The following is a 23,876-nucleotide window of genomic DNA, read 5'->3' as shown; positions in this document are numbered from 1 at the left end:
CCGAGGAAGCACGGCGACGACTGCCTGCAGGAATTGCGCTGGCTCTACGACCGGCGCGATCTCGCAGAGGCCAGGGCTGATCTTGCCGCATGGCTGTCCAAATGGTCCGCCCGCTACCCGCGGCTGACCACCTGGGCGGAAGAAGCCATAGAACAGACGCTGACTTTCTTCCGGCTGCCGCGTCAGCATCACAAGCACCTCAAGTCCACCAACATGCTTGAACGGCTCAACGAGGAAATCCGCCGGCGCACCTATGTCGTGCGCATCTTCCCGAACGCCGAAAGCTGCCTGCGCCTGCGCCTGGTCAGCTGGCCGTCGAAACCAATGAAAACTGGATGGAGGCCAACCGCTATATCAACATGGATGATCTGCGCGAGCACAAGAAGCTCGCTCTACGCCAAGCCGCATGACCAGTTTCATGATCGCCCATTTTGCAGAACTTGACGCACACAACCGTAGGGAAGGGCGGATTTAACCCCCAAAACACCCGCGACAGAGATGCTCAAGTCACGCTCTTCAAAGCCATTCTGATTAGACGTGACGCTGCGTTCGCAAAGGGTATCGAGCGGGTTAGTTATGTATGAAAACTGTGACGCCCCGATCGAGCACGGATTCGCACGCATATTTCTCTAACCCACGCCTCTCGGGCGAATGAACCGCCTCTCTGCTTACTCTGGCCGTGCCGTCTTCTTCTCCCGCGGCAGTTCGCGTCTTTGTTTGCAGACGACCACGATCGATTTGTCCCAGCGATCCACTCGCCGCTGGGATAGATGATTGCTTTGCTGATCTTGAGGAACGATGGCCTGATCCGCATGCAACGCGCCCGTTCGAAGAGTCCCGTCGCTTACCTGGCCGTGACAGCGAGCGATGACTTATTCAGGGGTGAGCAAGTTGAGGGTCAGGCATTGGCGGGACAGATAGCAGAGTTGTGCAACAGATTGTTGCACCCGCGACCACGTCGGTAGAGACCCGAGGAGAAATGTCGGCGGCATCACCGCGGACGCTCGTGGTGACCCGAAGCTCTCAATAGAGCTCAATGACCGCTTTGCGTCTAATATGACAGGTCGAGCGCGCTACCCTCTTGCCTGAAAACCGGAACGGCCGGTTGCCGAATGGCTAGTTCCAGAACCAATCTGACTTTCTGGGCGAGAGCTTGGAGGGTAGCGGGTTTCTGCAGGAGTTGAACGTTTGGATCGATGATCCCATTGCGAACTATGGCATCACGTGCGTAACCGGACGTAAAGAGCACCCTCAAGTCAGGCCGCAATTCAACGGCAGCATCCGCAAATTCCCGACCGTTCATTCCGGGCATGACAACATCCGTCAGCAGCAAGGAAACGTCTCCTCGATCCTCAAGAATGCGCAGGCCTTCAACCCCATTCTCAGCAGAAATCACCGAATAGTCGAGATCCTCGAGCATTTGCATTGTCAGTTGTCTTACACTCGCCTCGTCCTCGACGACGAGGATCAATTCCTCTGGCTTGCCATTGGCAACGTCTTGGCTGTTCGCCCGCCGTGCTCCATCGGCGGGACCATTGTGCCTTGGCAACCAGATGCTGATGGTAGTCCCCACCCCCAGTTTTGAATCGATTTTGACATAGCCACCGGACTGCTTGACGAAGCCAAACACCTGACTCAGCCCAAGGCCGGTTCCCTTGCCGACACCTTTGGTGGTAAAAAACGGCTCGAAGGCTCTTTCCAGAACCTCCGCGCTCATACCCGAGCCCGTGTCCCTCACCGCAATAAGGACGTAGGGGCCGGGGGAAATGCCATGATCTGCAGCAACCGACTGGTCGACCAGGAGTGCAGAGGTTTCGATTGTCAGGGTTCCGCCCTCCGGCATGGCATCGCGAGCGTTGACCGCCAGATTTACGAGGACATTTTCGAGTTGGCTGGGATCAGCGAGCACTGCACCGTCATCGGATTGCACGACCGTATTGAGTGTTACGTGCTCGCCCAGGGTCCGGCGCAAAAGCTCCGACATATCCTGCACCATCCGGCCGACGTCGAGGGATTCAGGGGAAAGCGGCTGCTGCCGGGAAAAAGCCAGTAGCCTTTGCGTCAGCATGGCAGCTTTGTGGGCACCCTCGGTCGCGGCTGCGATCAGTTGGTGCACGCCGGGCTCGCCGCGGTCGACGCGCCGCTGGATCAAGTTGAGTCCTGAGATGACAACTCCCAGCATGTTGTTGAAGTCGTGCGCGATACCGCCCGTGAGTTGCCCCACCGCCTCCATTTTCTGGCTTTGGCGCAGCTGATCCTCCAAATTCCTGCGGACGTTGAGGGGGAGCCGTCATCTGATGCTGGCCTCCGATCCAGCCAGCATCTTGAATCACAAAACCACTCTCACGGGAATCCCGCAGATTCAGTCAAAATCTGAACTGCTCTAAGCGTCCATTCAAGCGGCTCGTGATCTGGTTGCTCGTGCCACATCACTTGACGGAAGTCGCGGCGGTCAACCTGCTGGCCGCATATCGGGCCAAAGGTCGAAACGGTCTTGTCCGTCTGCCGGCGAATGTGGTTTGCCGGGGATGCGTGGGCCAAGGGCTGCTATTCTGGTCATGCTCGAACGAACACGATTCCGCGGCAAAAGTTCCGTCAGTTTGGTCTTCTCAGTTGGTGAAAGACATCGCACCAAAAGCGGAAGTCATTTGGTCGGCCGTCGAAATGTGCCTCCAAAGCGCAGTGCGCCACGGCGGTCGGCGCTTCAAGCCCATAGAGTTCGATCGCAGATTGAGCGGCCTGACCTTGGTCGACGAGATCGGCAATCTTCAAAGCCGTAAATCAGCGCTCCGCATTGCGAGCCTTCCGGTATGAGTTCCGAGCCTAAGACGCTCCTGAGTAGGCTTTTCGCCCTTATTATTTTCTCTGCCGCCGGCGCCACTGTCTATTGTCGGTGGCGAGGCCGCTGCCACCTTCTGAGCGGGCGAGCGATGGAGTGCCTTCGACGGTGAAGACGATTCCGGCGTCTTCAAACGCTTTGCGGATCGCCGCGATGTTGTGGGGACGCGATTTCCTGAATCCGTTCTCAAGATCGCTGATGGCCATTTCGCTAAGATCTGCCTTTGCGGCAAGTCGCACACGCGACCAGTTCAGTAGGGCTCGTGCTGCTCTGGATTGATCTGCTGAGAGTACGGTTCGGCTGTCCATAAACAGTCGAACATTCAATATCGCTTAAATGTTCCTCTTGACCTTCTGCGATTTCTAACGGCGTGATGCCGGCCTCTCGGGTAACGCGGCGGGGTTTTCCAATAACTTTGCGGAACGCTGATCGTCACGCCGCAACGTCTTCTTTTTCGGCTTGGTCTTCTCAACCAGATCTGGCCTTTTCGCTATCAGGTAGTCAGCCTTGTTCGTTCGATAGTCTTCTTTGTGGATGGACATTTCTACAATCTCCATTGTGGAGATCAACGCGGCTGGAAGCCGACAAGGTCGATCCGAACGGCGCACCGTCCTAATACGAGTCTTGTCGACCATACCAGTCGTCGACGTCTCGCCGCACGCGATCCTTCTCAATGCCGTAGCGTTCCTGGATCGTACCTTCGAGCTGATCGCGGTTGCCGGCTATGCGGTCGAGATCATCATCAGTGAGCTTGCCCCACTGCTCCTTGACCTTACCTTTGAATTGCTTCCAATTTCCTTCGACGCGATTCCAGTCCATGATGGCGATCTCCTTTCGTTGTCCTTTCGAATAACGGTCGTATGGCTGTCAGGTTCCGCTGCAGGTAAGCGCGCTTGCTTGTGATCTAGCAATGGAACCTAATGCCCGTCGACCGCATGTGTGCGCCGGCCTTTTCCGGTTTGGGAACACAGCCGGCCTTTTGCCGTTGGTCTGGAACAGCTTCGCAAGGAAATGCACGTGCTCGCCGATCCGGGCATCTGGGTCGCGTTGGCGGCTGTGTTCATCCCTTATGGAGTCGGTGTCGCACTGCTTCTGAGGGTAGCCGGTTGATGGACCTGCCAGCGCTGCTCTGGCGTCAGATGAGCGGATTTCCATAGAAGCCGCCTCAACTTGGCGGCGGGGGGTCTTCGCGTTCGGCCATCTGTTCCAAGAGCTTCCTTGACGCAGCCAGGACGCGGCGTACGTGGGGAGTTGAGTTCGCCGACCATATCGATGGCGAAGGCGCCGGACAGGGCGCCACACGTCTTGGCGGGGCGCTCTGAGGGCGTTGGCGATGTCATCGAAGATCGCTTCCATCGGTCGAGTCTCGAACGCCGAACCTGTGAATCCCCTGTTTGTTCCGTCAAAGTCTAACGATCAGGGAAGCGCCATTGAAAGCACGTGCAGTAACGGTTGATTCAACCATTGCTGGTAAATAGTGAAATGTGGGTGGCGGCTCCGACAGTTCGGGGTGGAACTCAATGCCGAAGCCGCCTGCGCAGCCAAGGTTGGGGTTTGACCGCGCCGTCCTATAATGGGACAGCGCGGTCAACGATTCGTTAAAACGTTCTGGAACTAATTAAGCACGCGCTAATTGACTCGCGGTCTCGGGAGTCAGTGCATGCGTGAAGTTCATTCCTCCGATGGTGCCGATTTTGGCGGGACAGGCCTCCCGAGGGCATTGCACAGCGTCACGTACCGGCCGCCGCCTTCGTCTTCCCTCTTCTTAGAGATCCGCCATTCGTTGGGCGAGTGGGTTGTTCGCATCATAGGGAGGAACGGTGAAACGTATTCCCGAGCATTCGAATATGAAGCAGATGCCGTCGCTTTCGCTGGCGATCAGTCTTCTCGTCTAGGATTGGAAGCTCCCCCGAAGCGAGCAACTTGACGAAATCAGCGAGAGACGCGCTGAAGCAGAGCGACTATCTGTTTCGCGGTCTCGTCGGTCCCGATCACTGGCGACTGTCGTGCGTCATCTTTCTGTATGATCGATGACGCCTGTTCGGGGGTGGTATCATCCTCCAGGTCGAACTCACGGACTCCGATGGGGGTTCTTGCCTTACATCTCACACATGGATTTTTGGTGCGAAGCCAATTCATAGTGATTGGGCCGACGTGCGGCCTGATTGAAGGTCAAAAGCTACTTCGGCGGCTGCGAACAGCCTAGTCTATGACCTCGCCACCGAACAGCCGGAACCTAAGCGCTTAATGGAGCTTAAGGCTCCATGAGTACACGCGGTATCAATTTCCTCGATCGCTGGGATCGGCAACAATCTCCCCGAAACGGCGAAGGCCGACACGGTTTCGATAAGTGAGTACACACACAAATTGTACGCCGACGCTAAGGCGCTCGGGATCAGGCGCGAAGAGATCGACGAAGAAGTTGACAGCCTATATCGGACGCTGGTCGATGCGCCTTCGGAACTTACCCCCCCTATAAATTAGCAGGGGAGGCACGGCATTCTTCAAGCCGTCGCTCTTATCCTTTCCCGATAGCTTCACCGGACATCGCGCTGGCCGACACCTTCTTGCGCAATGCCGCAGTGTGCCTCGATGGCGCTGACCGGGCGGCGGATCTGGGCAGGCGCAATGCGGCCCTTCACGCCATCGCCATCGCCATTGAATTGCTCCTGAAGTCGCATCTTCTCAGAACAGCGACCGACGATCGCTGGAATCGCCGCCATATCGGGCACGATCTCGGCAAGGCCGCTCGTTACGCCGAGAGAGCTGGATTGGGCCTGCCACCGCAACTGCACAGCGTCATCGCCCAGCTTCATCCTCATTTTCAGCGTGGCGGCTTCCAACGGGACCCAGCGCGTTCATGGCCGTCCGGTTTATCGCTCGACGCCCGCCACATCGCGCGGCGGCTTGCTCAGACTCTCATGGAACATAAGCGTCGCGCTAACGACGCCGCTGCTCCTGACTTGAAGATGACCCCACCCCCGCGATCCATTGCGCTGATCCTTGGTCCAGCCGACGGCCTGACGCCATCAACCCGCAAGGGGTCGGACTACGCGAAGCGTGCCGCCGCTCCGGCTTCGCCTTCGCGGTGATTGCGGCCATCCGCCGAACACATCGGGCGCCTGTCAGCGGGGGAGGGTCCTCCGCTTCAAACAGGAGCCGGATCGATGTCCCTCGCCGACGCGCATGCCTTCGCCTTCAGCCTCGCCGCCACCCTCATGGTCGCCATCGTCATCTTTCGTGCGGCGACGGCACTCTCTCGGTCGTGCCGGCGAACGAGTATGACGGCGACGACACCGCCATCATCGGCGAAATCGACCGTTCGCCCCAGGACGGGGCTAACATTGCCGCTGGCGAAACAGAGCTTTGGCATCTCGCCGGTGCTTTTCGTTGCTATGCTCTGCGCGGCGTTGCGGTGGTGGTGGAAGGCGCAATCGCCAGAGCTATTCTCGGAGACACCACCATGATCATCCTCGGCATGTTCGTTTGTATCGCGGCCATCGGCATCCTGTGCTGGTTGCTCTTCACGCTTGCTATCTTCGCCCTTCCGTTGTTCGCAGGGGTCAGCGCAGGTACGTGGGCATTCAACACCGGCGCCGGCTGGCTTGGCGCGATCCTCGTCGGCATCCTGGCAGCCGGGTTGACGCTCGGCGTCGGCCAAATCCTCCTCGGCGTTATCAGCTCCATGTGGGCGAAGCTGGCGATCACGCTTGTCTTCGTCGCGCCTGCGATGGTTGCCGGCTACCATGCCACCCATGGCATCGCGAAGCACATGATGCCTTCGGAAACCTGGCAGGTCGTCTTCTCCGCCATTGGCGCGACCGCCGTCGGCGTCACGGCATATCTGCGGGTCGCGGGCATGACGTCAGCCGACCAATCCGGCAGGGACGTGGTTCGAGCCTAGACCCCCGCGGGCGGCGCAGGTGGACCAGACCGACGAAGGCCTAGCCTCCTCATTATCGGTGGTTGGAGCAATCGGGTTCCATGCCAGGATCGAGCAACGGCCACGTGCCGGCGCGGCCCCGTCTGGGACTTGACTTTCTTTGGTCGATGCCCATGGCAGACCGACAAGTCGGTAGCAGGACGGCAGCGCGCGCGGTGGCGGCGGCGTTGCAGGTGCGCGGAATCTGTGCCTGGAATGCGTGGGCGATGCCGGTGAAGCCTGTAGCGATCTGCCGGAGGCGCGTTGCACGCCAACGTCTCCGTTCCCAATCTGTCCCAAGAGCGCTCCAAACGGCCTCTTCAATGGGCTGATCTGGCCGAACGACGGCTGAAGCCTCGACCGCCTAGGCCGCAACGGCGCATCTCGACTTTCTTCCCCTGCCGGCTCCCACCCCATGCCGCAAGCGCATGGGGACCCCGAGCGCCGCCATTCCTCGCGAGACAAGAAAGTCGTTCCTGCGCCGTCCTCCGCGTTGCTCCGGTCGCAAGCGATGCGTCGTCGGTCGCCTTCGGCCACCCGATCGCCATCGAGGCCGCATGGTGCGGGCTCGGGAACAGAAAACGGAGACTTACAATGGCTACCATCGGCACCTTCAAGAAGACCGCCTCGAACGAATTCACCGGGGACATCGTCACCCTCAGCGTCCAAGCCAAGAACGTGCGCATCGTCCCAGACACACGCGCCACCGGCGAGAACGCTCCCAGCCACCGGGTGCTGGTCGGCCGCGCCGAGATCGGCGCCGCCTGGTCGAAGACCTCCAACGAAGGCCGCGATTACCTGGGTCTCAAGCTCGACGATCCGAGCTTCAACGCCCCGATCTACGCCAACCTCTTCGACGACGAGGAAGGGGAGGGTTTCTCGCTCATCTGGTCCCGCCCGAACGCGCGGCGGGGTGACTAAGGACCCGCGCAGGCCCCGGCCGGAAGGCCGGGGCCTTCTTCCGCGGACGTCCGGTTCGATTCACTCAAGCCGAGAGCGATGCCGAAACCGCATCGCCTGATGCTTATCAACCGTCCTCCATCGGCGCTGTTGTTTCTATAAAATGCAGGCTTTCACTGTGAAGACGAGGCAAGCGATGATCGAGCCGTTTGACGAAACCGCGCCGACCAGTGACGAACTCACCGAATACGATCGGGAACACGTCAAGCTCTATGTGCGCCTGCTTGACGCCGCCGACGACGGCGCGGACTGGCGCGAGGTGGTCGAAATCCTCTTCGGCATTGATCTGACGAAGGAGCCACAACGCGCCCGGCGCATCCACGACAGCCATCTGGCGCGAGCGCGCTGGATGGCGCGTGCAGGCTACCGTCATCTCTTGCGTCGACCCGGCAACTAGCACCACAGCGCCTGTGGTTCGCGGGTGATGCCGAAGTGGCATCACCCGATGCCCGGCAAGGGTCTTCCGCCAATCGCTACAACCCGGAATCGTTTGGAGGCGGGGTCTACGCGTTGTTTGCGAGGAGCTCTTGGATGAGGCCGGATACGTCGCATTGGCGAGACAATGCCAGCTATGATTATTTTGATACATTACCTATCGAAGGGCTCGCCTGGGAGTGTCTGCGGCGTCACCAACCCTATCAACGGCACTACCAAGCGCTCCTTACCACAAGATCCGAAAAAGCACCCTTCCACCCTGAGGCACAGCGGCAGTGGGGGTTGCGATTTCCCGGCCACGCCGGATTTGTCCGCCTTGGCGCAAGACGTTCTGTGGTCGCCTGACGTCGATCCAGCTGTGGTTTCTCTCGTGCCGGCGCCGGAATTCCTGTCGTCCTTGCGATCGGCGCCGTTGACCGGCCTGGGCGTGGTCCACGACAGCCCGGAAGGACGCCACACTGTCCATAGTGCAGGTGTCGTCACCCAACTTCTCCTTCTGCCCGGCAGTGACCCGCACGGTCACCTGGCGGCGCTGATCCCCTTGGACGCAGAAACATTGGGACGGATCGAAGCACTCACCCGTTTCTGGCGTTCGTTGCAGGGGCGCCCCAAACCTTCGGACACGCGGATGACCCCGCAGCAGCGCCGCCGCTTTCGTCTGATGATGCAGGCCGCTGACGGCCATTCGAATGGCGCGAGCTACCGCGACATTGCCGTCGCCCTTTACGGGTCTAAGCGCGTCGCTGCCGATCCCTGGAAAACTTCCGCACTGCGCGACGCGGTGATCGGCCTGGTCGAAGGTGCCACCGCCATGATCGGCGGTGGCTATTTGCAAATCCTGCGTCATCGCCGCCGATCCTAGCGGGTCTGGCCGCGCAAAAGGGGTGGAGTTTTAGCCCCCCTCAACTTCCCCATCCCTGACGAAGCTTACTCTCCGCCACCGTGGTCTCCGCCCACCGCTGAACGCCAGCGGCTGCCCAAGACCCCACGGAGGTTCGACCCATGCGACCCGATATCGCCGTTTTGCCGCCGCGCTTCCTGCGCACCAAGGAGGCCGCGGATTTCCTCAGCCTGTCCGCCCGCACGCTCGAAAAGCACCGGACCTATGGCACTGGTCCTTCCTACCGCAAGCTCGGCGGCCGTGTCGTCTATGCCGTCGACGATCTTCAGGCGTGGGCCGAACGCGGCGCTGTCACGTCTACATCCGATCCGCGGGGGTCGGTCCTGCCGGCCAAGCGTCACACGCCGACGCCGCCGACGCACGGCGGACGATACGCACGCTGACCGCGCGCGGATTTCCAATGGTGGCTCGAAACCAATCCCTTTCGGAGCGCGGGCAGCTCGACCTGTTCCGGGCGCTGCCTGGCGACTTCGCCCCACGAGACGCGCAGGATCTCATGGCCTATCCGTTCTTCTCCCTTTCCAAGACGCATCGCATCACCCCGATCGATTTTGCGGCCGGCAACGTCACGATCCGGGTCGAAGCCGTGCCCGATCATGGCATGGCGACCATCTGGGACGCCGACATCCTGATCTGGGCCGCAAGCCAGATCGTCGAGGCGCGCGACGCGGGCCTTCGCACCTCGCGCCTGATGGCCGCCACACCCTATGAGATTCTCACCTTCGTCGGCCGCGGCAAGAGCCTGCGCGACTATCAGCGCCTGAAGGCGGGGCTTGACCGGCTGCAGTCGACCACCGTCTCGACGACGATTCGTCAGCCCGCCGAAGGCCGGCGTCACCGCTTCTCATGGATCAATGAGTGGCAGGAGCGCATCGATCGCCATGGCAAACCCGCGGGGATCGAGTTGATCGTCCCCGACTGGTTCTACCAGGCAGTCCTCGATGACGCGCTCGTGCTGACGATCGACCGCGCTTATTTCGACCTGACTGGCGGGCTGGAGCGCTGGCTCTATCGGCTGGTGCGCAAGCATGGCGGACGCCAGCCCGACGGCTGGCGCTTCGACTTCCGTCACCTTCACCAGAAATCCGGCAGCCTGTCGCCCCACAAGCGCTTTGCCTTCGAGCTGCGCGACATCATCCGCCGCCAGCCGCTGCCCGGCTACACCCTTGCGCTGGAAGTGGAGATTGGCGGCCGGGTTCTGCTTGCCTTCGAGCGGATCGGCTCCTGTGGAAGGCCTGTGGACGGCCTCGTGCTATCGGGAACCGGACCTATCGTGCCATCGGGAACCGCAGGCTCGTGCTATCAGGAACCGAAACGGCGCCTAACCCTGGGAAAGCAAAGCCGAAATCGCGCCCTTAACTTAGACTCTAACCCAGATTCTAACTTTGAAGCGCGCGCGCAAGATGGGCAGAGGCTCGTACGGCGAGCCAGCCACGCACTCAGCGTAACCACCAACAACACCCCCAACACGTCGACGGTTTCTGGCGGTCGCATCACGGCAACCAGCGCTTCCGAAGGTCCGACTCCGCCGCTTGATCCGCGCTCGGGAGCCGCCCGATGAGCGCCGCACCCCTAAATCGAAAGAGCCGTGTCGGGAAGGCAACTTTGACGCTGCATCTCGCCGGTGAATTGGCCTGCAAGGGAAATCAGTTCGCGACCTTCGTCGTGCGCCCCACCACCGACATGACGACTCAGGAGCGCGCACGCATCGCCGCTTTCGAGAACGACGTCATCGTCGCCGAAACGCTGCGCGCGAGGCTCGCGCGCGAAATTCCCACCACATCAGGAGAACCGAAATGACTGGCATTGCGGCTCCCCGCACGCGCGGCGCATTCCCGGCCACGCACCACGCTGCCGATAATCTCGTCCATGTCGAACTGACCTGGGTCGAGAAGAGGATCGAGAACTGGATACGGTTCGGCACGCCCGCCCAGGAACAGATCGTCGATCGTCGCCGGCGGATCCTGTCCTATCGTCCCGGCGTGGTCTTCGCCTTCGTGCGATGGGCGGCGAACGACTTCGGAACGATCATCTCACGCATCGACATCGTGCGTGCGGTCGCGTCTGGCGAAGCCTATCAGACACTGCCCTTCGTGCGACCCGGCGGCGACATCCTGCTGAAGGTCGAGAGCTGGCCCAAGGTCGAACGCGTGCTGCAGGCGATCGACGCCATCCAGCGCCTCGGCATCGAGCCTGAGTTGGTGTCGCCTGATCATTGGCGGCACATCCACAACCGGATAACCGCCGGCAATGCGCCGCGCAGCTACACACTCGACCAACATCGTGCCTTCCTGCTGCGCAAGAGGACTGAGCCGTGACGCGCGCCGGGATCATCTTAGCCAGCGTTATCGCAACCATGGGCGTCGGTTATCCCGGCCTCACTTCGATGCCCGCGAAGCTCATCTGGAATGCGTCAGCCAGCGCACCGATCGGCTTCTACACGATCGACTTCGACGGACCCTTCGAGGTCGCCGATCTTGTGGCCGTCGACGCGCCCGAGCCGCTCGCGGCGTTCCTCGCCGATCGCGGCTATCTGCCGAGGGGCGTGCCACTCCTGAAGCGCATCCTTGGCGTATCGGGGCAACGGGTCTGTCGCTCGAACCTCACCATCACGGTCGATGGTATCGAGGCGGGGATGGCGTTGACGCGTGACCGGGCCGGTCGTGACCTGCCGGTCTGGCAGGGCTGCCGCCGCATCGCGAGCGGCGAAGTCTTCCTGATGAACCGGCATGTCCGCGACAGCTTCGACGGCCGCTACTTCGGCCTCCTCTCCACCAGACGGATCATCGGCCGCGCCGTTCCGCTGTGGACAGACGAGGACGGCAACGGCCGCTTCGAATGGCGCGCGCCAACGCGGTGAGCGCGCGACCAGCGGCGCGCGTCGTGGCGCCAGTCTTCATCACCGCACGACTCGAAAACAGGAGCCTGACATGCAACAGATCGGAGAATTCACGCGCCAGAAGACTGGCTATAGCGGGCGCATCCACACGCTCAGCCTCAACCTGGATATTGCCATTGTGGCGGCAGAGGCGAGCGAAACGGAGAATGCGCCTGACTACCGCATTCACGCCGCAAGCGAGGACGGCCCCGAGATCGGCGCCGGCTGGAAACGCTCCAGCGAAAAGGCCGGAGACTATGTCTCGATCCAGCTCGACGACCCGACCTTCGCGCAGCCGATACGCGCCAACCTCTTTCGCAATGGCGACGACAAGACGTCCTGGTCGCTGCACTGGGCGCGCCCGCGCGACCGTAGCGAGAAGGATTGAACGATGCGCGCTCGCCGTCCGTCGACGAGCCATCGCGGTGCGCCCGGGCCGCTTCGCGCTGCCTGGCGCATGGCTCTGCTCCTCCTTTGCGGCCTGTCCGTCGCGACCGTCATGCCGGCGGCAGTGGCGCAGGAAACACCTCTCACACGATCGTCGCAACGCGATCCGTTCGGCGCGCATATCGCAGAAGCCTCGCACCGCTTCGGCGTCCCGACCGCGTTGATACGCGCCATCATGCGCAAGGAGAGTGCGGGCGATATGCGTGCCGTCTCCAGCGCAGGCGCCCGCGGCTTGATGCAGATCATGCCCGGAACATGGGACTATCTGCGCGCCCGCTGGTCGCTTGGCCGCGATCCATTCGATCCCCGGGACAACATCCTGGCTGGAACGGCGTACCTGCGCGAACTGCACGATCGCTTCGGCTCTCCGGGATTTCTGGCCGCCTACAATGCGGGACCTGCACGCTACCAGGCCTACCTCACTGGGCGTCCGTTACCGGCCGAGACCCGCGCCTATGTCGCCGCATTTCCGCCCCTGATCGGTGAAAGCGAGGGTATGCGCCCTTTCGCCGTTACGTCTGTCGAGGCCATTCCCTGGAAGCGCGGCTCGCTGTTCGTCGGTCAGCCGGATCGCAAACAAGCTGTCGCTCGGGTGCCAACCGAGCGACCACCAAATGACGCGAGCTCTGCGCCCACCGTGCGCGATGTGTCCGCCATCGTGCCGCTGTCCGAAGGCCTCTTCGTGGCGCGAGCGGGCGACAGGATCCAGCCATGAGCGCGCATGGGCGTTTTCGCGCAACCGCATGCTCCCGCGCACCGTGGCGTGGATGGAGGCGGAAGGTGGGCAGAACAACCCGAAGATGGCGAGATAAAAGGCCGCGAGGTGCGGCGTCGGTCGGTTGTGTTGTTTCAATAGGTTATGCAGCATTTCCGCGAGGTGCGAAGGTTTCGCGCACCTCGGCGGAACACCGATTTACCTGTGATTTCCGTGTTTTGACACGATGTGCGGATCTTCGTCATGAACGGTGAGGATGGATTCCGAATCCGGCCCGGCCGCATCCGCTCATCGGGCACCCAGCGCGCCAGGCCCTTCATCGCGCAGGCGCTTGCCGCCGCCCAGAAGGCGGGCGCCCGTATCTCTCGCTCCGGCCGGATCCGTCCGGGTAATCGCTCGACCTTCGGGCGTGGCCGCTCGGCGAGCGTGCGCGCCAATCGTCTCCTCACCGGCCGCTCGCGCGCCGTGATCATCAAGACACGGCTGGTGCGACATCACGCGCGCGCCGCGCCGCTTGCCGCCCATCTCAGCTATCTGCGCCGCGAGGGCGTCACCCGTGACGGGGAGAAGGCAAGGCTGTTCGGGCCGAAAGTCGGGGAGGTGGATGACGGTGCTTTTGCCGAGCGGTGCAGCGATGGTCGGCACCACTTCCGCTTCATCGTCTCGCCGGAAGATGCCGTCGACATGGCGGATCTCAAATCCTTCGCCCGCGATCTGATGGGGCAGATGGAAAAGGACCTCGGCACAAAACTGGATTGGGCTGGCGTCGATCACTGGAACACGGACAATCCGCACCTTCACATCATCCTGCGCGGCCAGACTGATGACGGGCAGGATCTCGTGATCTCGCGCGATTACATCAAGGAGGGGATGCGCGCCCGCGCGGCCGATCTTGTTACCCAGGAGCTCGGCCCGCGCACCGATCTCGACATCCATCGCAATCTGCAGCGTCAGGTCGAGGCCGAACGTTGGACCCAGCTTGACCGGCAGCTTGTTCGCGATTGCCGCGACACAGGCGTTGTCGATCTTGCGTCCCCGGCGAGCGCTCAGCCCGATGAGTATCACGTGCTGAAGGTCGGGCGGGCGCGCAAGCTCGAAACGCTTGGCCTTGCCGAACAGGTCGGCCCAGGCCAATGGAGGATCGACGAAAAGGCCGAGGCGACGCTGCGCGAGCTTGGCGAACGCGGTGACATCATCAAGCGGATGCACCGCGCCCTGACAGAACAGGGCATCGAGCGCGGGTCGGCGAGTTATGTGCTCGCGGCGGAGCGCCTCGACACGCCAATCGTCGGTCGGCTGGTCGACCGCGGTCTCGATGACGAGTTGAAGGGCAGTGCCTACGCCGTGATCGATGGCACCGACGGCCGCACCCATCACATCAAGCTGTCCGATCTCGATGCCGCCGGCGACAGCGCTCCGGGTTCCATCGTTGAGCTGCGCAAGTTCCATGACGCGCAGGGACATGGGCGCGCAGCACTCGCTGTCCGTTCCGATCTCGATATTGAGCGGCAGGTTACCGCCGCCGGCGCCACCTGGCTCGATCGCCAGAACATCGCCCGCGAACCGACTGCGTTGTCGGAAGGCGGCTTCGGCGCCGAGGTGCGGCAGGCGATGCAGCTCCGTGCCGACCACCTCGTCCAACGGGGCCTCGGCGAGCGGCATGGCCAACGCACAACCTTCACCCGCAACCTGATAGACACGCTGCGTCGCTGCGAGTTGGAGGCGCTCGGCGAAAAGCTCTCGGCCGAAACCGGCCAGCCGTTCAACCGCGTTCGCAGTGGTGAGTTTGTGGCCGGTTCCTACCGGCAACGTTTCACGCTCGCCTCCGGCCGCTTCGCCATGATCGATGACGGCCTCGGTTTCCAACTGGTGCCTTGGACGCCGTCCCTGGAAAAACATCTTGGCAGCCACGTCTCTGGCGTCGCTCGCAATGACGACGGCATCGACTGGAGTTTTGGCCGCAAGCGAGGCCTCGGCATCTAGTCTCAATTTGAAGAAAGGACTGCAGCATGTCCGCCACCAAAATTCTCTGGGGCCAGATCCTCGCCGTCTTGATGATCGTACTGTTCACGACCTGGGGCGCGACGGAGTGGGTGGCCTGGCGCCTGGCATTCCAGCCCGAGCTGGGCAGGCCATGGTTCCGTGTCCTGGGCTTTCCGTTCTACCTTCCGCCGTCATTCTTCTGGTGGTGGTATGGCTTCGATGCCTACGCGCCGTCGATCTTCGTAGAGGGAGCCTTTATCGCGGCTTTCGGCGGTTTCGCCTGCGTCGCCGTCGCCATCGGCATGTCGGTCTGGCGGGCTCGAGAGGCCAAGAAGGTCGAGACCTACGGCTCCGCCCGCTGGGCCGACAAGCAGGAGGTCAAGGCAACGGGCCTTCTCGGCTCCGATGGGGTGGTGCTTGGGCGCTTTGACGGCGCCTATCTGCGCCACGATGGACCGGAGCATGTGCTGTGCTTTGCGCCCACACGTTCGGGCAAGGGTGTCGGCCTGGTCGTCCCGTCGCTGCTGACCTGGCCGAGCTCCGCCGTCGTTCACGATATCAAGGGCGAAAACTGGCAACTCACCGCGGGCTTCCGCGCCATGCATGGGCGGGTCCTGCTGTTCGATCCCACCAATCCCAAATCCTCATCCTACAACCCGCTGCTCGAGGTGCGTCGCGGCGAATGGGAAGTCCGCGACGTTCAAAACATCGCCGACATCCTGGTCGATCCCGAAGGCTCGCTCGAGAGGCGAAACCATTGGGAGAAGACCAGCCATGCCCTGCTGGTCGGCGCGATCCTGCACGTCCTCTACGCCGAGCCGGTCAAGACGCTTGCCGGCGTCGCCGGATTCCTCTCCGATCCAAAGCGTCCGATCGAATCGACGTTGTCCGCGATGATGAAAACCGCGCATCTGGGGCAGGCTGGTCCGCACCCGGTCATCGCCAGCGCCGCGCGAGAGCTCTTGAACAAATCAGACAACGAACGCTCCGGCGTGCTGTCCACCGCCATGTCATTTCTTGGCCTCTATCGCGATCCTGTCGTGGCAGAGGTCACGCGCCGCTGCGACTGGCGCATCAGCGACCTTATCGACGACGAGCATCCGACGACACTCTACCTCGTCGTGCCGCCGTCCGACATCAATCGGACCAAGCCGCTCATTCGCCTGATCCTCAATCAGATCGGCCGCCGCTTGACTGAAGATCTGCAGGTCAGGGCGAAAGGGCACCGGCTGCTCCTGATGCTCGACGAGTTCCCGGCGCTTGGCCGCCTCGATTTTTTCGAATCGGCGCTCGCCTTCATGGCCGGCTACGGGCTGAAAAGCTTCCTGATCGCTCAATCCCTCAACCAGATCGAGAGGGCGTACGGCGCCAACAATTCGATCCTCGACAACTGTCATGTCCGGGTAAGCTTTGCCACCAATGACGAGCGCACCGCCAAGCGCGTGTCCGACGCGCTGGGAACAGCGACCGAGATGAGGGCCATGAGGAACTATGCCGGCCACCGGCTGTCTCCGTGGCTCGGTCATCTCATGGTCTCCCGCTCGGAGACGGCTCGCCCGCTGCTCACGCCGGGTGAAGTCATGCAGCTGCCGGCGACCGACGAGATCGTCATGGTCGCGGGTGCGCCGCCGATCCGCGCCAAAAAGGCGCGCTATCATGAGGATGCTCGCTTCCGGGAACGTATCCTGCCGCCGCCGCGGTTGGGGGGGGCGGCGGAGGAGGGGAGGCCGGACGACTGGACGAACCTGCCTCTGCCTTCTCGTCCGCAGATTGCTGAAGCCATGTCGGCGCCGTTGGCCACGGATGACGACACAACTGATTCCGAGCGTCGTCGGCAACCCGAGCTCAGTCGCGTCGAGCAGGTCGTGAAGCCTTCGACCGAGAACGAATTCGAGATCGATCACCTGGATGACGTGGAGGACGAGGTTGCCCGCAACCGTCGACTGACGCGCCTGATGCAGGGCGTTGCGCGGCAGGCGTCGCTCGACCCCGGCGACGGCGTGGATATGTGAGGCTCCCATGGTAAAGCCACCTCGCAAGCAACGCCTGTCCGTCTATCTCGATCCGAAGGTCATGAGCAGGCTGGCCGAACATGCGGCGCGCCGTGATTTTTCACGGTCGCTCGTCGCCGAGGCGGCCATCGAGTCGTTCCTCTCACCCGATGCCGCCGAGCGACAGGAGGCGGCGATCACCAAGCGGCTCGACCAGCTCGATCGCCGCATGGCACGCCAGGAGCGCGATGTTGGAATAGCGGTGGAGACGCTCGCCGTTTTCGTCCGCTTCTGGCTGGCGACAACACCAGCGTTGCCCGAGCCCGCGGGGCAGGCTGCCCATGCCAAGGCGGGCGAGCGCTATGATGCCTTTGTCACCGCGCTCGGCCGGCGCCTGGCAAAAGGTCCAAAGCTTCGCCAGGAGATCTCCGAGGATATCGATGGCGGCCTGGACACAAACCAGCCCGGCGGGCCCGTGGGCTAAATGGACGGGAGGACTGAGATTTTGCAAGCCTCGATCAGGATTCTTGGTTGAAAAATATAGTCTGTATGCTATAAGGCAGGAGAATGAAAAACCAAAAGCCCACGGTGTGGATGGGATCCTCGAAGGGCGACCTGCGCGAGTTTCCGGTCGATGTTCGCCGGTTGATGGGTGTCGCAATCAACGACGCCCAGAATGGTGAGGAGCACCCGGCTGTCAAAGCCCTGAAAGGGTTTGGGGGCCGCAGCATCCTCGAGGTGATCGACGACTTCGACGGAGATACCTACCGGGCCGTCTATGCGGTGCGCTTTGCCGGGGTGATCTACGTGCTTCATTGCTTCCAGAAGAAGTCGAAGAAGGGCAGGGAGACACCCAAGCACGAAATCGATCTCGTGACAGTGCGATTGAAGGCGGCCGAGGCGCACTACCGCGAAAACTATGGGAAAGGAACAAAGTCATGACAGAAGACATCACCGCCGAAGTGAGCAGCGGCAACGTGTTTGCGGACCTCGGCTTTGAGAATCCCGAAGAGGAATTGCTCAAGGCTAAGCTGGCCCGCGAGATCCGCGCCATTATCAAGCGCCGGCGCCTGACCCAGGCGAAGTCGGCTGAACTGCTTGGAATGAAACAGCCCGACGTCTCCGCGATCGTCACCGGGCGCACGGGTAAGTTTTCAATAGACAGGCTGGTTCGCTGTCTGGACCGGCTCGACTACAAGGTCGACGTGGTGGTTCGCCACAAGCCTAGACGGTCAACTCGTGCTGAAGCCGCTTGATCGGACGGCTTTGCCGACGAGCGGACAATTGATCGTCCAGGTTTGGATGGGCGCCACCGCACCAGGACGGTAGGATTGAAAAGCACGGGAACACGAAGGTGGACACCCTTCTTCAGACCTACGGCGACAATTTCCCAGCTGGGCTTCGCTTTCGACGGTGTTGCAGCGCGCGCCGTCGGCTCTCTTAGCCCCGTACCGAAGTCGCGCGTTTAGATCTCGATCAAAGCGTAGGCACCAAAGATCCCGAGCGTCAGAGCAATAAACCAAGCCCATCCCTTCAACGAGGCGCGCACGTCTTCTGGCTTTGCGCCTTTTTCATTGTGGTAGTCGTCCATAATCAGGCTCCATGTTTTCGATCTTGGCTGGGTACAAAATCAAGAGACGCTGGGCAACCCTCGCAGCTGTCGCAGCGGATTCGCCTTTGTACGGCGTGATATGCGCAGTCTAACACGTGGATTACGGGTACCGGCCTGTCGAGGACCATATAGATAATCGCCGTACCTAAAGCAGAACTAATAATCGCCGCCTTGCGCCGTTTACGTCGGCACCGCCAATCTCCTGTATTTGCACGCTACGCCACTACGCCTCGACATTAGGTGTTGAAACCACTCGAGATACGGCTCTCTTAATCATCCCCGTCCAGGGGCCGTCCATGTTCCCCCGGATCGAAACGGGGACAGGATGGCAGCTTCGCATCACAATTCTGAAGGTCTGGCGCGCGGCGCACGCATGCTGCGCACGGCCCTCGGACCCGCGATCGCGCGCTATCTCGACGATGCGGGCATCGTCGAGGTGATGCTCAACCCCGATGGGCGCTTGTGGATCGATCGCCTGTCCGAGGGATTGTCCGACACTGGAGAGCGTCTGTCGGCGGCGGACGGCGAACGCATCGTTCGCCTCGTCGCTCATCATGTCGGTGCCGAAGTCCATGCCGGCGCCCCACGTGTCTCGGCCGAACTGCCCGATACGGGCGAGCGGTTCGAGGGGCTTGTTCCTCCCGTCGTCGCGGCGCCCGCCTTCGCGATCCGCAAGCCCGCCGTCGCTATCTTCACGCTCGAAGATTATGTCGTGACCGGGATCATGTCGGCGCAGCAGGCGGACGCGCTGCGCCAGGGCGTTGCCAACCGCGCGAACATTCTGGTCGCTGGCGGCACATCCACGGGCAAGACCACGCTGATCAACGCGCTGTTGGCCGAAGTGGCCAAAACCGCCGATCGTGTCGTCATCATCGAGGATACGCGCGAGCTGCAATGCGCCGCGCCCAATCTCGTTGCGATGCGAACGAAAGATGGTGTCGCGTCGCTCTCCGATCTCGTTCGTTCATCACTACGCCTGCGCCCGGACCGCATTCCGGTCGGCGAAGTGCGCGGAGCCGAGGCGCTCGAACTGTTGAAGGCCTGGGGCACCGGCCACCCCGGCGGCCTCGGGACGATCCACGCGGGCAGCGCCATTGGCGCGCTCCGCCGCTTCGAGCAACTTATCCAGGAAGCCGTCGTCACGGTTCCACGCGCGCTGATAGCCGAGACGATCGACCTGGTTGCCGTCCTTTCCGGCCGCGGCTCCGCGCGCCGTCTGTCCGAACTCGCCCGTGTCGATGGCCTTCGGCCGGACGGAGATTACCGGGTCGCGCCAGCCGTCCTCGTGCACGACAGCCCAACCTTGCTCATCCAAAACTCCGAGGGAGAAAATCCGTGATCCAACGCCTGCGCCTCGCGCGCCATCGTCTCGCCATGACCGTTTCCGGTGCCACGCTAATCCTGGTAATGGCCGCTCCCGCTTGTGCCTCCGGTTCATCGATGCCGTGGGAACAGCCGCTGCAACAGATCCTCCAGTCGATCGAAGGCCCGGTCGCCAAGATCATGGCGGTGATCATCATCATCGTCACCGGCCTGACGCTGGCCTTCGGCGACACGTCGGGCGGATTCCGCCGGCTCATCCAGATCGTGTTCGGACTGTCCATCGCTTTCGCGGCGTCGAGCTTCTTCCTGTCGTTCTTCTCGTTCGGCGGCGGAGCGCTGGTCTGATGGCGGGCGCTGTCGAACAGGGCGGCCCAAGGCCGGATTATACAGTGCCGGGCTATACGGTCCTCGTGCACCGCGCGCTGACCGAGCCGATCCTGCTCGGTGGCGCCCCGCGCGCCATTGCCATCATGAACGGGACGCTCGCCGGCGCCGTAGGGCTGGGACTGCGTCTCTGGCTCGTCGGCCTTGCAATCTGGGCGATCGGCCATGTAGCCGCGGTCTGGGCCGCCAAGCGCGATCCGCTTTTCGCCGACGTCGTTCGCCGGCACCTGCGCATCCCCGCGCATCTCACGGTCTGAGAGGTCGCACCTATGATGAACCTTGCCGAATATCGCAACCGCAGCAGCCGGCTCGCTGACTTCCTGCCCTGGGCGGCATTGGTCGGCGCCGGAGTCGTCCTCAACAAGGACGGCAGCTTCCAGCGCACCGCGCGCTTTCGCGGTCCCGATCTCGACAGCGCCGTGCCGGCCGAACTGGTCGCCGTCGCCGGCCGGCTCAACAATGCCTTCCGCCGCCTCGGCTCCGGCTGGGCGATCTTCGTCGAGGCACAGCGCCATGCCTCGACGCTCTATCCCGACAGCAGCTTTCCGGATGCGGCCTCCACGCTGGTCGATGCGGAGCGCAAGGCGGGCTTCGAGGAGGCCGGCGCGCATTTCGAGTCCAGCTACTTCCTGACGCTCACCTATCTTGCGCCCGCCGAAGACACAGCGCGTCCGGAAAGCTGGCTCTACGAAGGCCGTGAAAAGAGGGGCCGCGACCCCAATGAGGTGCTAACCGGGTTCACTGACCGCAGCGACCGCGTCCTGCGCCTGGTCGAAGCCTTCATGCCGGAGTGCCGCTGGCTCGATGACGCCGAGACGCTGACCTATCTGCATGGCTGCATCTCGACCAATCGCCACCGTGTCCGCGTTCCCGAAACGCCGATGTATCTCGATGCCATGCTGGCCGACCAGCCGCTGACCGGCGGGCTCGAGCCGCGGCTTGGCGCGTCGCATCTGCGCATTCTCGCGGTCACGGGTTTCCCGACCGCGACCACACCGGGCCTGCTCGACGAACTGAACCGGCTGGCCTTCCCGTATCGTTGGTCGACACGCGCGATCCTGCTCGACAAGACCGATGCGACCAGGCTGCTGACAAAGATCCGGCGTCAATGGTTCGCCAAGCGCAAATCTGTCGCCGCGATCCTCAAGGAGGTGATCACCAACGAGCCGTCCGTCCTCGTGGACACTGACGCCGCAAACAAGGCCGCCGATGCCGACATGGCGCTGCAGGAACTCGGCGCCGACTATGCCGGTATGGCCTATGTCACCGCGACGGTGACGGTGTGGGATGATGATCCCGGTACCGCCGACGAAAAACTGCGCCGGGTCGAAAAGGTCATCCAGGGCCGCGATTTCACGGCAATCATCGAAACCATCAACGCCGTCGACGCCTGGCTCGGCAGCCTGCCGGGTCATGTCTACGCCAACGTCCGTCAACCTCCCATCTCCACCCTCAATCTCGCCCACATCATCCCGCTTTCCGCGGTGTGGGCGGGCGAGGTGCGGGACGAGCATTTTGCAGCGCCCCCTCTGCTGTTCGGCAAGACCGAAGGCTCGACCCCGTTCCGGCTTTCGCTTCACGTCGGCGACGTCGGCCACACGCTGATCGTCGGCCCGACCGGCGCCGGCAAGTCCGTGCTTTTGGCGCTGATGGCGCTGCAGTTCCGCCGCTATGCAGGCTCGCAGGTTTTCGCCTTTGATTTCGGCGGCTCGATCCGCGCGGCGGCACTTGCCATGGGCGGCGACTGGCATGATCTCGGCGGCGATCTCAGCGATGGGGCAATCGACAGCGTCAGCCTTCAACCGCTCGCGCGTGTTCATCATGTCCCCGAGCGCGCCTGGGCCGCTGACTGGATCGTGGCGATCCTGACACGCGAAGGTGTGACGATCACACCTGAGATCAAGGAGCATATCTGGACGGCGTTGACCTCGCTGGCGTCCGCGCCGGTCGGGGAGCGCACCATCACCGGTCTCGTGGTGCTGCTGCAATCAAACGATCTCAAGCAGGCATTGCGCCCCTATTGCGTCGGGGGTCCTTACGGCCGGTTGCTCGATGCCGAGCGCGAGCATCTCGGATCGGCGTCTGTCCAGGCTTACGAGACCGAAGGGCTGATCGGAACGGGTGCTGCGCCCGCGGTGCTGTCCTATCTCTTCCATCGCATCGAGGACCGGCTCGATGGCTCGCCAACCCTTCTCATCATCGACGAAGGCTGGCTTGTGCTGGACGATGAGGGCTTTGCCGGCCAGCTCCGCGAATGGCTGAAGACGCTGCGCAAGAAGAACTCCAGCGTCATCTTCGCCACGCAGTCGCTCAGCGACATTGACGGCTCGGCAATCGCGCCCGCGATCATCGAGAGCTGCCAGACCCGTCTTCTGCTGCCGAACGAGCGCGCCATCGAGCCGCAGATCACGGCGATCTATCGTCGCTTCGGCCTCAACGATCGGCAGATCGAGATCATCGCGCGGGCGATGCCGAAGCGCGACTATTACTGCCAGTCCCGACGCGGCAACCGGCTGTTCGAGCTCGGTCTGTCGGATGTGGCGCTCGCGCTCTGCGCTGTGTCCTCGAAGACCGACCAGGCCGCGATCGCACGCATCTTCGCCGAGCACGGCCGCGACGGATTCCTCGCAGCCTGGCTTAGCCATCGTGGCGTCGGCTGGGCCGCTGAACTTGTTCCCGCCCTAACCAGCCCCGCCCTCACCAACAAGGAGAAGTCCCCATGAAACTGCGCCGTTCCCTTGGCATGCGGTTCGCCGCCGCACTGCTTGTCGCACCCGCCGCATTCTCGCCCTTCCTGGCGACGCCGGCACACGCCATCATCGTTTTCGATCCGTCGAACTATTCGCAAAACGTCCTGACGGCAGCGCGCTCGCTCGAACAGATCACCAACCAGATCACCTCGCTCCAGAACCAGGCGCAGATGCTCATCAACCAGGCGCGCAATCTCGCAAGCCTGCCGTTCTCCTCGCTGGAACAGCTTCAGCAGTCCGTGCAGCGTACGCAGCAACTGCTCAGTCAGGCGCAGAACGTTGCCTATGACGTGCGGCAGATCGATCAGGCCTTCCAGCAGAAATACGGCAACGTCTCGCTATCGGCTTCGGATCAGCAACTCGTCGCCGACGCGCGCTCGCGCTGGGGCAACACGGTTGGTGGCCTTCAGGATGCCATGCGTGTGCAGGCGGGCGTCGTCGGCAACATTGACACCAATCGCAGTGAGATGTCGGCACTGGTCGGCCAAAGCCAGGGTGCGACGGGCGCGCTTCAGGCAACACAGGCCGGCAACCAGCTCCTCGGGCTTCAGGCGCAGCAGCTTGCCGATCTCACCGCTGTCGTCGCCGCGAATGGTCGGGCGCAAGCGTTGCAATCGGCCGAGCAGGCCACCGCCGCCGACCAGGGCCGGGAGCAGCGCCGCCGCTTCCTGACGCAGGGCTCGGGCTACCAACCCGGCAGTGCGCAGATGTTCTATGGCAAGAACTAAGGCCGGAG

The 23,876-nt window shown here is 62.4% G+C and carries 29 protein-coding genes and 2 pseudogenes; 25 read left to right on the top strand and 6 right to left on the bottom strand.

Annotation, left to right across the window (positions count from 1 at the left end; genetic code table 11):
- Positions 1-410, top strand: a pseudogene (locus NKJ18_RS30580) (transposase); the annotation flags it as partial.
- Positions 411-1,051: 641 nt separating this feature from the next.
- Here NKJ18_RS30580 and NKJ18_RS30575 read toward each other — a convergent pair.
- A complete protein-coding gene (locus tag NKJ18_RS30575; RefSeq protein ID WP_352761232.1) occupies positions 1,052-2,263 on the bottom strand; it encodes an ATP-binding protein in 1,212 nt (403 codons plus the stop codon).
- A gap of 170 nt (positions 2,264-2,433) precedes the next feature.
- Between NKJ18_RS30575 and NKJ18_RS30570 the strand changes: the two genes are divergently transcribed.
- The gene (locus tag NKJ18_RS30570) at positions 2,434-2,814 is read left to right on the top strand and encodes a hypothetical protein (protein WP_198025868.1); all 381 of its coding nucleotides are present in this window, start codon (positions 2,434-2,436) and stop codon (positions 2,812-2,814) included.
- A gap of 42 nt (positions 2,815-2,856) precedes the next feature.
- Here NKJ18_RS30570 and NKJ18_RS30565 read toward each other — a convergent pair whose 3' ends face one another.
- The 3 genes from NKJ18_RS30565 to NKJ18_RS30555 all read right to left on the bottom strand — a co-directional run bounded on the left by NKJ18_RS30565 (position 2,857) and on the right by NKJ18_RS30555 (position 3,658).
- Positions 2,857-3,147, bottom strand: coding sequence for a helix-turn-helix domain-containing protein (locus NKJ18_RS30565; RefSeq protein WP_031203328.1), 291 nt, complete (start codon positions 3,145-3,147; stop codon positions 2,857-2,859).
- A gap of 54 nt (positions 3,148-3,201) precedes the next feature.
- Positions 3,202-3,381 (bottom strand): hypothetical protein, encoded by a 180-nt coding sequence (locus NKJ18_RS30560; protein WP_023697507.1) that lies wholly within the window; start codon positions 3,379-3,381, stop codon positions 3,202-3,204.
- A 70-nt stretch (positions 3,382-3,451) separates the two neighbouring features.
- Positions 3,452-3,658 carry a CsbD family protein gene (locus tag NKJ18_RS30555; RefSeq protein ID WP_023690464.1) on the bottom strand — a complete coding sequence of 69 codons (207 nt, stop codon included), beginning with the start codon at positions 3,656-3,658 and terminating at the stop codon, positions 3,452-3,454.
- Positions 3,659-5,103: 1,445 nt separating this feature from the next.
- Here NKJ18_RS30555 and NKJ18_RS30550 point away from each other — a divergent pair.
- Positions 5,104-5,323: pseudogene (locus NKJ18_RS30550) on the top strand (DUF768 domain-containing protein).
- 53 nt (positions 5,324-5,376) lie between these two features.
- Here the strand turns inward: NKJ18_RS30550 and NKJ18_RS30545 are convergent.
- Positions 5,377-5,655 (bottom strand): hypothetical protein, encoded by a 279-nt coding sequence (locus NKJ18_RS30545; RefSeq protein WP_023694917.1) that lies wholly within the window; start codon positions 5,653-5,655, stop codon positions 5,377-5,379.
- Between the two features lie 449 nt (positions 5,656-6,104).
- On the opposite strand from NKJ18_RS30545, the gene NKJ18_RS30540 reads away from it, so the two are divergent.
- The 17 genes from NKJ18_RS30540 (at position 6,105) to NKJ18_RS30460 (ending at position 18,327) form a co-directional block, all read left to right on the top strand.
- Positions 6,105-6,743 (top strand): hypothetical protein, encoded by a 639-nt coding sequence (locus NKJ18_RS30540; RefSeq protein ID WP_502906191.1) that lies wholly within the window; start codon positions 6,105-6,107, stop codon positions 6,741-6,743.
- 612 nt (positions 6,744-7,355) lie between these two features.
- The gene (locus tag NKJ18_RS30535) at positions 7,356-7,682 is read left to right on the top strand and encodes a DUF736 domain-containing protein (protein ID WP_023673530.1); all 327 of its coding nucleotides are present in this window, start codon (positions 7,356-7,358) and stop codon (positions 7,680-7,682) included.
- Positions 7,683-7,857: 175 nt separating this feature from the next.
- A complete protein-coding gene (locus tag NKJ18_RS30530) occupies positions 7,858-8,118 on the top strand; it encodes a DNA -binding domain-containing protein (protein WP_023673529.1) in 261 nt (86 codons plus the stop codon).
- Between the two features lie 134 nt (positions 8,119-8,252).
- Positions 8,253-8,501, top strand: a complete 249-nt coding sequence (locus NKJ18_RS30525; protein ID WP_084013101.1) for a transcriptional regulator domain-containing protein — start codon at positions 8,253-8,255, stop codon at positions 8,499-8,501.
- The gene (locus tag NKJ18_RS30520; protein WP_023697509.1) at positions 8,464-9,018 is read left to right on the top strand and encodes a DUF2285 domain-containing protein; all 555 of its coding nucleotides are present in this window, start codon (positions 8,464-8,466) and stop codon (positions 9,016-9,018) included. Before NKJ18_RS30525 ends, NKJ18_RS30520 begins: the two co-directional genes overlap by 38 nt.
- Positions 9,019-9,158: 140 nt before the next feature.
- Positions 9,159-9,440, top strand: coding sequence for a helix-turn-helix transcriptional regulator (locus NKJ18_RS30515; RefSeq protein ID WP_023690466.1), 282 nt, complete (start codon positions 9,159-9,161; stop codon positions 9,438-9,440).
- A 17-nt stretch (positions 9,441-9,457) separates the two neighbouring features.
- Positions 9,458-10,618 carry a replication initiator protein A gene (locus tag NKJ18_RS30510; RefSeq protein ID WP_023690467.1) on the top strand — a complete coding sequence of 387 codons (1,161 nt, stop codon included), beginning with the start codon at positions 9,458-9,460 and terminating at the stop codon, positions 10,616-10,618.
- Positions 10,615-10,857 carry a hypothetical protein gene (locus NKJ18_RS30505; protein ID WP_156936056.1) on the top strand — a complete coding sequence of 81 codons (243 nt, stop codon included), beginning with the start codon at positions 10,615-10,617 and terminating at the stop codon, positions 10,855-10,857. The genes NKJ18_RS30510 and NKJ18_RS30505 overlap by 4 nt, the downstream gene beginning before the upstream one ends.
- A complete protein-coding gene (locus NKJ18_RS30500; protein ID WP_023673524.1) occupies positions 10,854-11,375 on the top strand; it encodes a DUF2840 domain-containing protein in 522 nt (173 codons plus the stop codon). The genes NKJ18_RS30505 and NKJ18_RS30500 overlap by 4 nt, the downstream gene beginning before the upstream one ends.
- Positions 11,372-11,917: a S26 family signal peptidase gene (locus NKJ18_RS30495; protein WP_023697510.1), complete on the top strand. Its 546-nt coding sequence runs from the start codon at positions 11,372-11,374 to the stop codon at positions 11,915-11,917. The genes NKJ18_RS30500 and NKJ18_RS30495 overlap by 4 nt, the downstream gene beginning before the upstream one ends.
- Before the next feature lie 70 nt (positions 11,918-11,987).
- Positions 11,988-12,323: a DUF736 domain-containing protein gene (locus NKJ18_RS30490; RefSeq protein WP_023690469.1), complete on the top strand. Its 336-nt coding sequence runs from the start codon at positions 11,988-11,990 to the stop codon at positions 12,321-12,323.
- Between the two features lie 3 nt (positions 12,324-12,326).
- Positions 12,327-13,097: a lytic transglycosylase domain-containing protein gene (locus tag NKJ18_RS30485; RefSeq protein WP_352761229.1), complete on the top strand. Its 771-nt coding sequence runs from the start codon at positions 12,327-12,329 to the stop codon at positions 13,095-13,097.
- A 243-nt stretch (positions 13,098-13,340) separates the two neighbouring features.
- A complete protein-coding gene (locus NKJ18_RS30480; RefSeq protein WP_352761227.1) occupies positions 13,341-15,080 on the top strand; it encodes a relaxase/mobilization nuclease domain-containing protein in 1,740 nt (579 codons plus the stop codon).
- Positions 15,081-15,106: 26 nt separating this feature from the next.
- Positions 15,107-17,092 carry a conjugal transfer protein TraG gene (locus NKJ18_RS30475; RefSeq protein WP_352761225.1) on the top strand — a complete coding sequence of 662 codons (1,986 nt, stop codon included), beginning with the start codon at positions 15,107-15,109 and terminating at the stop codon, positions 17,090-17,092.
- Between the two features lie 7 nt (positions 17,093-17,099).
- Positions 17,100-17,555, top strand: a complete 456-nt coding sequence (locus NKJ18_RS30470) for a ribbon-helix-helix domain-containing protein (RefSeq protein WP_023825250.1) — start codon at positions 17,100-17,102, stop codon at positions 17,553-17,555.
- Positions 17,556-17,665: 110 nt separating this feature from the next.
- Positions 17,666-18,013: a type II toxin-antitoxin system RelE/ParE family toxin gene (locus NKJ18_RS30465; RefSeq protein ID WP_031199999.1), complete on the top strand. Its 348-nt coding sequence runs from the start codon at positions 17,666-17,668 to the stop codon at positions 18,011-18,013.
- Positions 18,010-18,327, top strand: a complete 318-nt coding sequence (locus tag NKJ18_RS30460) for a helix-turn-helix domain-containing protein (RefSeq protein WP_023825251.1) — start codon at positions 18,010-18,012, stop codon at positions 18,325-18,327. Before NKJ18_RS30465 ends, NKJ18_RS30460 begins: the two co-directional genes overlap by 4 nt.
- A gap of 209 nt (positions 18,328-18,536) precedes the next feature.
- Here the strand turns inward: NKJ18_RS30460 and NKJ18_RS30455 are convergent, their stop codons facing one another.
- The gene (locus tag NKJ18_RS30455) at positions 18,537-18,662 is read right to left on the bottom strand and encodes a hypothetical protein (protein WP_023825252.1); all 126 of its coding nucleotides are present in this window, start codon (positions 18,660-18,662) and stop codon (positions 18,537-18,539) included.
- 346 nt (positions 18,663-19,008) lie between these two features.
- Here NKJ18_RS30455 and trbB point away from each other — a divergent pair, with 346 nt between their 5' ends.
- The 5 genes from trbB to trbJ are packed head-to-tail and all read left to right on the top strand — an operon-like array spanning position 19,009 to position 23,868.
- Positions 19,009-20,022, top strand: coding sequence for a P-type conjugative transfer ATPase TrbB (gene trbB / locus NKJ18_RS30450; protein WP_032887346.1), 1,014 nt, complete (start codon positions 19,009-19,011; stop codon positions 20,020-20,022).
- A 35-nt stretch (positions 20,023-20,057) separates the two neighbouring features.
- Positions 20,058-20,351 carry a TrbC/VirB2 family type IV secretion system protein gene (locus tag NKJ18_RS30445; protein WP_050590601.1) on the top strand — a complete coding sequence of 98 codons (294 nt, stop codon included), beginning with the start codon at positions 20,058-20,060 and terminating at the stop codon, positions 20,349-20,351.
- A complete protein-coding gene (locus NKJ18_RS30440) occupies positions 20,351-20,647 on the top strand; it encodes a VirB3 family type IV secretion system protein (RefSeq protein WP_023825255.1) in 297 nt (98 codons plus the stop codon). Before NKJ18_RS30445 ends, NKJ18_RS30440 begins: the two co-directional genes overlap by 1 nt.
- Before the next feature lie 12 nt (positions 20,648-20,659).
- On the top strand, positions 20,660-23,113 hold the full coding sequence (gene trbE, locus NKJ18_RS30435) for a conjugal transfer protein TrbE (protein ID WP_023825256.1): 2,454 nt from the start codon (positions 20,660-20,662) through the stop codon (positions 23,111-23,113).
- Complete coding sequence (trbJ, locus tag NKJ18_RS30430) at positions 23,110-23,868, top strand: P-type conjugative transfer protein TrbJ (protein WP_023825257.1); 759 nt, start codon at positions 23,110-23,112, stop codon at positions 23,866-23,868. The genes trbE and trbJ overlap by 4 nt, the downstream gene beginning before the upstream one ends.
- The last annotated feature ends 8 nt before the right edge of the window (positions 23,869-23,876 follow it).

It is taken from the genome of Mesorhizobium sp. M0217 (assembly GCF_040321955.1).
Classification (GTDB): Bacteria; Pseudomonadota; Alphaproteobacteria; order Rhizobiales; family Rhizobiaceae; genus Mesorhizobium.
The sequence above is the reverse complement of the archived record's forward strand: the minus strand, read 5'-3'. Positions and strand labels throughout refer to the sequence as shown.

What these genes read in the sequence shown, in the direction of transcription:
- NKJ18_RS30565 (WP_031203328.1), bottom strand. Translation starts at nt 3,147, where the DNA reads ATGGACAGCCGAACCGTACTCTCAGCAGATCAATCCAGAGCAGCACGA.
- NKJ18_RS30560 (WP_023697507.1), bottom strand. Translation starts at nt 3,381, where the DNA reads ATGTCCATCCACAAAGAAGACTATCGAACGAACAAGGCTGACTACCTG.
- NKJ18_RS30555 (WP_023690464.1), bottom strand. Translation starts at nt 3,658, where the DNA reads ATGGACTGGAATCGCGTCGAAGGAAATTGGAAGCAATTCAAAGGTAAG.
- NKJ18_RS30545 (WP_023694917.1), bottom strand. Translation starts at nt 5,655, where the DNA reads ATGAAGCTGGGCGATGACGCTGTGCAGTTGCGGTGGCAGGCCCAATCC.
- NKJ18_RS30535 (WP_023673530.1), top strand. Translation starts at nt 7,356, where the DNA reads ATGGCTACCATCGGCACCTTCAAGAAGACCGCCTCGAACGAATTCACC.
- NKJ18_RS30530 (WP_023673529.1), top strand. Translation starts at nt 7,858, where the DNA reads ATGATCGAGCCGTTTGACGAAACCGCGCCGACCAGTGACGAACTCACC.
- NKJ18_RS30525 (WP_084013101.1), top strand. Translation starts at nt 8,253, where the DNA reads ATGAGGCCGGATACGTCGCATTGGCGAGACAATGCCAGCTATGATTAT.
- NKJ18_RS30515 (WP_023690466.1), top strand. Translation starts at nt 9,159, where the DNA reads ATGCGACCCGATATCGCCGTTTTGCCGCCGCGCTTCCTGCGCACCAAG.
- NKJ18_RS30510 (WP_023690467.1), top strand. Translation starts at nt 9,458, where the DNA reads ATGGTGGCTCGAAACCAATCCCTTTCGGAGCGCGGGCAGCTCGACCTG.
- NKJ18_RS30505 (WP_156936056.1), top strand. Translation starts at nt 10,615, where the DNA reads ATGAGCGCCGCACCCCTAAATCGAAAGAGCCGTGTCGGGAAGGCAACT.
- NKJ18_RS30500 (WP_023673524.1), top strand. Translation starts at nt 10,854, where the DNA reads ATGACTGGCATTGCGGCTCCCCGCACGCGCGGCGCATTCCCGGCCACG.
- NKJ18_RS30490 (WP_023690469.1), top strand. Translation starts at nt 11,988, where the DNA reads ATGCAACAGATCGGAGAATTCACGCGCCAGAAGACTGGCTATAGCGGG.
- NKJ18_RS30485 (WP_352761229.1), top strand. Translation starts at nt 12,327, where the DNA reads ATGCGCGCTCGCCGTCCGTCGACGAGCCATCGCGGTGCGCCCGGGCCG.
- NKJ18_RS30480 (WP_352761227.1), top strand. Translation starts at nt 13,341, where the DNA reads ATGAACGGTGAGGATGGATTCCGAATCCGGCCCGGCCGCATCCGCTCA.
- NKJ18_RS30475 (WP_352761225.1), top strand. Translation starts at nt 15,107, where the DNA reads ATGTCCGCCACCAAAATTCTCTGGGGCCAGATCCTCGCCGTCTTGATG.
- NKJ18_RS30470 (WP_023825250.1), top strand. Translation starts at nt 17,100, where the DNA reads ATGGTAAAGCCACCTCGCAAGCAACGCCTGTCCGTCTATCTCGATCCG.
- NKJ18_RS30465 (WP_031199999.1), top strand. Translation starts at nt 17,666, where the DNA reads ATGGGATCCTCGAAGGGCGACCTGCGCGAGTTTCCGGTCGATGTTCGC.
- NKJ18_RS30460 (WP_023825251.1), top strand. Translation starts at nt 18,010, where the DNA reads ATGACAGAAGACATCACCGCCGAAGTGAGCAGCGGCAACGTGTTTGCG.
- NKJ18_RS30455 (WP_023825252.1), bottom strand. Translation starts at nt 18,662, where the DNA reads ATGGACGACTACCACAATGAAAAAGGCGCAAAGCCAGAAGACGTGCGC.
- trbB (WP_032887346.1), top strand. Translation starts at nt 19,009, where the DNA reads ATGGCAGCTTCGCATCACAATTCTGAAGGTCTGGCGCGCGGCGCACGC.
- NKJ18_RS30445 (WP_050590601.1), top strand. Translation starts at nt 20,058, where the DNA reads ATGACCGTTTCCGGTGCCACGCTAATCCTGGTAATGGCCGCTCCCGCT.
- NKJ18_RS30440 (WP_023825255.1), top strand. Translation starts at nt 20,351, where the DNA reads ATGGCGGGCGCTGTCGAACAGGGCGGCCCAAGGCCGGATTATACAGTG.
- trbE (WP_023825256.1), top strand. Translation starts at nt 20,660, where the DNA reads ATGATGAACCTTGCCGAATATCGCAACCGCAGCAGCCGGCTCGCTGAC.
- trbJ (WP_023825257.1), top strand. Translation starts at nt 23,110, where the DNA reads ATGAAACTGCGCCGTTCCCTTGGCATGCGGTTCGCCGCCGCACTGCTT.